The organism is bacterium (assembly GCA_022616075.1).
GTDB lineage: Bacteria > Acidobacteriota > HRBIN11 > JAKEFK01 > JAKEFK01 > JAKEFK01.
Genome location: JAKEFK010000105.1, coordinates 1 through 5798 on the forward strand (window position 1 = coordinate 1; position 5798 = coordinate 5798).

Consider the following 5798-nt stretch of genomic DNA (forward strand, 5'->3'; position numbering starts at 1 on the left):
AAAAAATACGTTACTTTGCTTTGCCTCGAGGTTCAGCCCAGATAACAAAGTGGAACACCTTGTGTCCACCACCGAAATCGAGCATGTACAGGGCAAAGCGGCCATCTTTCGATTGTCTAATCAGTTTGCCCCACTGTTTGGGACCCGCGTAGTCGATCTGGTCCATTGCCGGAGGAGCTATGCTGCCGACAGTGGTTGAACTGTCCAAATGCGCGTAGATTGTTGCCAATTGGCTGAAGTCATGCGAGTTGGGATGTTCATTGCTGGGCGGACCATCCGGGTCACTCGTATAGTCCATGCAAGACCCGAGATTGCCGTTATTGAAATTCTCATCCTGATGATCAAGCCCGAAAGTGTGACCAATTTCCTGACACGTGACAAACCTTCTGTAGGCTGCCGAGTTATAAGGTGGGTTGTTGTGGTAGGTGTCGTTTAGCTTGACGTAACCTTTAGTGATATGGTCGCCGCTTGCATAGATACCTGCAATACCCAGCCAACCGTTGTTGCCATATTTGCTGTTGCAGACTTCAACACGTCCGGTCACAGCCTTACAGTTTTTGGGATTCGTCGAACCAGCCACCACGGTGGTGTTTAATACAGAGGAAGCGGTCCAATCACTGGATGCTTCTTGAAGATAAGGGTCCCAAACGGAGGTGACATCGTCACCAAGCTTGAGTGTAAACGGGTTACTGGTGCGTGCCCAGTGGTAATTTCCCCAGGAATGACCTGCCATGGCCGAAGTGCAAAATACTACTACGCCCAGCAGTGCTACCAAAACCACGAACGAATGTCTGAAAAACGTTTTACTCATTCAAAAGCCTCCGGTAGTTTAATTGAGTTGATTGCAGAAATATTCCCCAAACAACTAGTGCACCAAACAACTAGTGCAAAAAATAAGCCATCTTAGCTTATATCCTTTTTCCTTTATTTTCAATCATTTGCGCCTTCAACAGTTTCAATCCGATGAAACGCATGTTGGCACTTATCCTCGAGAAAGGGCGGGACCCTTATCGAGAAAGCTTACTGCCAACAAACGTTACGCGCTTTTTACATGAGTTGTCAGAAACTTGCCCCATTTACTTGGAAATCCATTTGAACGTTTTCATCGCTTTCTGATCTCTCGAGTTAGACATCTGGCCGATGCAGAAGATATCCCTAGCCATGTCGCAGAAATTCCGGGTGGAGCTCCGTCCGATGATCGCCAGCGCGGCAATGAGTTTCAGTTCCGTATCGGTGATTGCAAACTCCCTGCGGTTAAAAAAAGCACAAATTTAGCTATCGGCAGGCAGTAGAATTGTTGCGATCTCAGTCGAGCGCTTTTCAATTATGACAATGCTTCTAAATCTTAGTCATCATTATCGTCGTCGTCATCATCGTGATCATGATCAGATTCATCCTCTTCATAATCATATTCGTCTTGATCATATTCGTCTTCATATCTGGAATCATATCCATGGTTGGAGCCGTAACCCCTATGATTCCGCGGAAAATAATTTCCATATCCCGAATAAACATTCACTAACCGTCGCATCAGTCGCGTAACCTGGTCAAAATCATCATACAGATGATCGAATGCATGAAGGCCGCGCATTGCATAACGAGCTTCGTAATACGTATTTACGAGAACGCGAAAGTCACTTTCCGTATGTCGTGGATTGCGAGAATAGCGTTCTACTTCATCATGGAAATGTGCCGCTGATTCGTTCAACCTGTGCAATCTGTTAAGAGCATAAGCTTCACGACGGTTACCATGATGAGCCTGACGCTCGCCTTCCTTATGGACGTGCCGAGCCACTAATTCCAGTTCATGCGCAAGAGGCACTAAACTTCTAAAATCGCGTGTCGGGTGATCCGCCCCTGCCGACGAAACAACAAAAAATACTGTTACAACAAGTATTGCAACGATCGGTGTCTTTTTCATAACTACCTCCGTTACCAGTGGAAGCAACGATCGTGCCAAACAGTTAAGTCACTGTTGATAAAAGAGTTGTCGGTGGAAGCTCTGTTTCGAAAAACCAGAATATGTCCCCAAAAAAGGGCAACACAAAGAATATCCCGTATGCTTTATACGCTAAGTCTCTAGTGTGGGGTAACGAAAACTCTTCAAGATTAGAAACAAATGAGTAAAAGATTAGAAAATTCTCATATCCTGTGGCATATTGAAGTGGGGGTGCTGACGAGATAAATTAGCGGAATGAAATCGTCTTCCATTCGCAACTTATCTATTGAATTGGCTGCTTTTGATAGCCGGCCAAAGGGAAAACTGCTGATGTACTGGAAACCTTTCATAGTTTTCTCGATTGTTTTGACTCTTTTCTTGTGTCCGTTTTCTTGTCCTTTATCGGATCTACCGGCGGATACACCGGGCGACTGCCATAAGAGTGATGAAGAGAACACGACCTTAAAGGATTGCTGTACAGGAAATGGCGTCATTGAAAAACAGGGTATCTCGGCTAAATTTGCAATATCCATTCTCACACTTTCTACGGAGGTCGCAGGGTCGAAAACTTCAATCCATCAAATAACAGCACTTCATCCTTACTTCAACACCGTTAAGTCGACTCCCCCGCTCATCCTTCGTATCTAATCTCTACGTTATTCCATCTAATTGATCTGTAACTTCAAAATCTTTTTATTTAATTGGAGGAATCGTTATGAGTTCCAGACGTGATTTCATGAGAGGCGCTTTTATTACAGCCGGTGCCTTCTTTTCCGGTTTGCGGGGCGGGAATGCTCAGCACCAAGGGCATCAAGACACTGAACCGAAACCACCACGAAAACAAACAGCGTCGCGTAATAGAACGGGATATTCGCCAGTCGAGACTCCCGACGTCCCGAAAATGACCTGGACAATGGAAAGCGGAGTAAAAGTTTTCCATATTACTGCGGAAGTGGTAAAAACTGAATTTATACCTGGAAGACAGGTTTACGCTTGGGGATATAACGGCTCTGTTCCTGGTCCGACCATTGAAGTCGTCGAAGGAGACCGATGCCGCCTGATCCTACACAACAAACTGCCCGAGCCGACAACCATTCACTGGCATGGTTTTGAGATTCCAATCAATATGGACGGAATGCCGGCAATCAGTCAACCGCTGGTAAACCCTGGTGAAAGTTTCACATACGAATTCACGGTGAGGCAAAAAGGAACTTTTTTCTATCATTCCCACATGGCGATGCAAGAAATGATGGGGATGATCGGTCTGTTCATCATGCACCCGAAAAAAGAATTTCAGCCCGCGGTTGACAAGGACTTCGGGATCATCGTTCAGGAATGGGCTCTGCTCCCGAACAATCCGATTCCAAACACCCTTTCGATGGAGTTCAACTGGCTGACTATGAACGGCAAAGCGGCGCCGGCAACCACCCCCATGATTGTAAAGCTCGGCGACCGCGTACGGATCCGTTTTGTGAATCTCGGTATGGATCATCATCCGATGCATTTGCATGGCAATACTTTCTATGTAACGGGAACGGAAGGGGGTAGGGTTCCACGATCTGCCTGGACGCCGGCAAATACAGTGCTCGTTGGCGTAGCGCAAGCACGGGACGTCGAATTTGATGCCGTCTATCCCGGAGATTGGATGGTTCACTGCCATTTACCGCATCACATGATGAATCAGATGGTGTCCATGGTAGGGCCAATGACGCACATGGGGCATGGAATGCATTCCGGTATGGGGATGGATGAAGGAATGGGGATGATTCGTGAAAGTTCGGCGACCGATGAGGAACTCGGCCCAAGCTTTGGACGCGCGCTTGGTGTGGGTTCAACCTTTGAAGAAAAGGTTGGCCATTTGGTTGGACAAAAACAAACAGATCACAGCCAACATCAGATGCAGAGCAAACAAATGGATCCAAAGAAAGTTCCTGGTTACCCACAAGACATGCATATGGTGATGGATGAGACAGTAGAAAAACCGGAAACCTACGGACTGGCAAAAGGATGGACCGGTGGAATGATGGGAATGATGTCTCTGGTTCGTGTTCTTGAACCCGGGTTGTATGCGAAAGTCAAAGAGTTGCAGGCTCAGGGAAGAAAGAATCAAAAATCTCCAGAGCCGCATAAGCACGGATAAGGAGGGCCAAAAATGACACGAGCAACACTCACAGTATTCTTTTTCATTCTCTTTGCCGCATTTCAACCCGCCTTTTCACAGCACCAACACGAACAGACGGAACAAAGCGAAGATCAAAACATGCAGCATGAAGATCATCGAATGACAACTGAAGAACAGCCGCAGATAAGTGAAACAGATTTTAAAACAGGGATAACTCTTCAGCAGCTTGAACAGCTTGCCGTTAAAAATAATCCGACTGTAGCTCAAGCAGAGGCCACGCTTCGCGCTGCACGAGGGCGTCTGCAGCAATCCGGTTTGTATCCGAATCCGGTCATCGGCTACATCGCGGAAGAGCTTGCATTTCGAAATCCCGGCAGTACAAGCGAGCACATGTTCTTTGCCGAGCAAGAAATTCTTCTTGGTGGAAAAATCGGGAAAGCCAAAAAGGTTTTTGGAAGCGAATTGCGTCAGGCAGAAATCTTGAATGAGGCGCAAAAAACGATTCTCCTGAACGCAGTTCGTGCAGCCTATTATCAGGTTCTTGGATCTCAGTATCAGGTAGAAGCGCGGCAACGACTGGCTAAGCTGGCGCGCGAAGCTGTACAGATTACATCGGAGCTCTTTAATGTGGGCGCCGCAGATCAGCCTGATTTCTTGGAAGCGGAAATTGAAGCCTACGCTGCTGAGCTGGCAGCAGCTGAAGCGGAAAATGAAAGACTTCACCAGTGGAAAGGTCTCGCAGCCATTATAGGTAACGTAGATCTGCCCATTCAAAATGTCGCTGGTTCGCTTCGGCCCGAGATGCTGCAGCAACTGGACGGCAATCAGCTGCTAGGCAGTTTGCTTGAGAAGAGTCCACAAGTTCTGATAGCACAAGCCCAATTGCAGCGAGCGGAAGCGGCGGTCGCTCTGGCGAAAGCCCGGCGTGTTCCCGATCTGCGATTGCGCGGAGGAGTCGGATACAACTTTGAGCAGTTTGCAGATACAAATGAAGAAGTAGGATGGGAAAGTTTTATTGAAATAGGAATTCCTCTTCCGATCTTCAACCGGAACCAGGGAAACATTGCTGTTGCTCATGCCGGTGTGGATCGCGCAAAACAGGAGCTTTCCAGAGTGAGGTTGTCGTTAACGTCACAATTCTCCGATGTTTTGACGCAGTACAAAAACCAGAAATTAAAGGCTGAAAGATATAGCACCGATCTACTCCCGCGCGCTCGAAAAGCTTATCAGCTTTACCTGAACAGTTTTCGGCGGATGGGCGCCGCTTACCCCCAAGTCCTGATCTCGCAAAGAAATCTTTATCAACTCGAAGTGGAATATATCGATTCTGTCAGCCGTGCGTCATTTTTCGCAACGCAACTGCAGGGCTTTTTGCTTTCTAATGAAGCGCTTCAGGCGCCGGTATTTGTTGTTTCGCCTGAAGAATCAATGGTTACCGGTTCTGCTGCAAGTCCGGAAGCAGCTCCTGAGTTCCTTGATTTATCAGGTCATGAAAACTAAGTGTCCCTTCCCATAAATATGATGACATATGCTGCTGGCTCGCAGGCTTGTTGGCAAGGCGCGAGCGAGGCGCATACCCGCTGTGGTATGTAACGAGCGAGCAACGAAGCCAGCAAGTCTGCGAGCCGCAGCCCAGAAGGGCGCGGCGGCGGACAGGCATCTGCTTCGTTGCCGCTCCTCGACGATGCACTGGGGCATCGACTGCGTCGCGGCGCCTCGCATCTGCCTGCCCGGCGC

5 protein-coding genes are annotated in these 5798 nt (G+C 47.9%); 3 read left to right on the top strand and 2 right to left on the bottom strand.

The annotated features are described in order from the left end of the window. Positions 1-10: 10 nt before the first annotated feature. Together L0156_08915 and L0156_08920 are read right to left on the bottom strand one after the other, a co-directional pair. Complete coding sequence (locus tag L0156_08915) at positions 11-811, bottom strand: hypothetical protein (protein ID MCI0603122.1); 801 nt, start codon at positions 809-811, stop codon at positions 11-13. Between the two features lie 534 nt (positions 812-1345). Continuing rightward, complete coding sequence (locus L0156_08920; GenBank protein ID MCI0603123.1) at positions 1346-1921, bottom strand: hypothetical protein; 576 nt, start codon at positions 1919-1921, stop codon at positions 1346-1348. A gap of 273 nt (positions 1922-2194) precedes the next feature. On the opposite strand from L0156_08920, the gene L0156_08925 reads away from it, so the two are divergent. The 3 genes from L0156_08925 (at position 2195) to L0156_08935 (ending at position 5561) form a co-directional block, all read left to right on the top strand. After that, a complete protein-coding gene (locus L0156_08925; protein MCI0603124.1) occupies positions 2195-2587 on the top strand; it encodes a hypothetical protein in 393 nt (130 codons plus the stop codon). Between the two features lie 67 nt (positions 2588-2654). Then, a complete protein-coding gene (locus L0156_08930; protein ID MCI0603125.1) occupies positions 2655-4079 on the top strand; it encodes a copper oxidase in 1425 nt (474 codons plus the stop codon). A gap of 12 nt (positions 4080-4091) precedes the next feature. Continuing rightward, positions 4092-5561, top strand: a complete 1470-nt coding sequence (locus tag L0156_08935) for a TolC family protein (protein MCI0603126.1) — start codon at positions 4092-4094, stop codon at positions 5559-5561. The last annotated feature ends 237 nt before the right edge of the window (positions 5562-5798 follow it).

Bases quoted from the DNA above. Each gene is read 5' to 3' on its own strand.
- L0156_08935 (MCI0603126.1), top strand. From the start codon at position 4,092: ATGACACGAGCAACACTCACAGTATTCTTTTTCATTCTCTTTGCCGCA.
- L0156_08930 (MCI0603125.1), top strand. From the start codon at position 2,655: ATGAGTTCCAGACGTGATTTCATGAGAGGCGCTTTTATTACAGCCGGT.
- L0156_08915 (MCI0603122.1), bottom strand. From the start codon at position 811: ATGAGTAAAACGTTTTTCAGACATTCGTTCGTGGTTTTGGTAGCACTG.
- L0156_08925 (MCI0603124.1), top strand. From the start codon at position 2,195: ATGAAATCGTCTTCCATTCGCAACTTATCTATTGAATTGGCTGCTTTT.
- L0156_08920 (MCI0603123.1), bottom strand. From the start codon at position 1,921: ATGAAAAAGACACCGATCGTTGCAATACTTGTTGTAACAGTATTTTTT.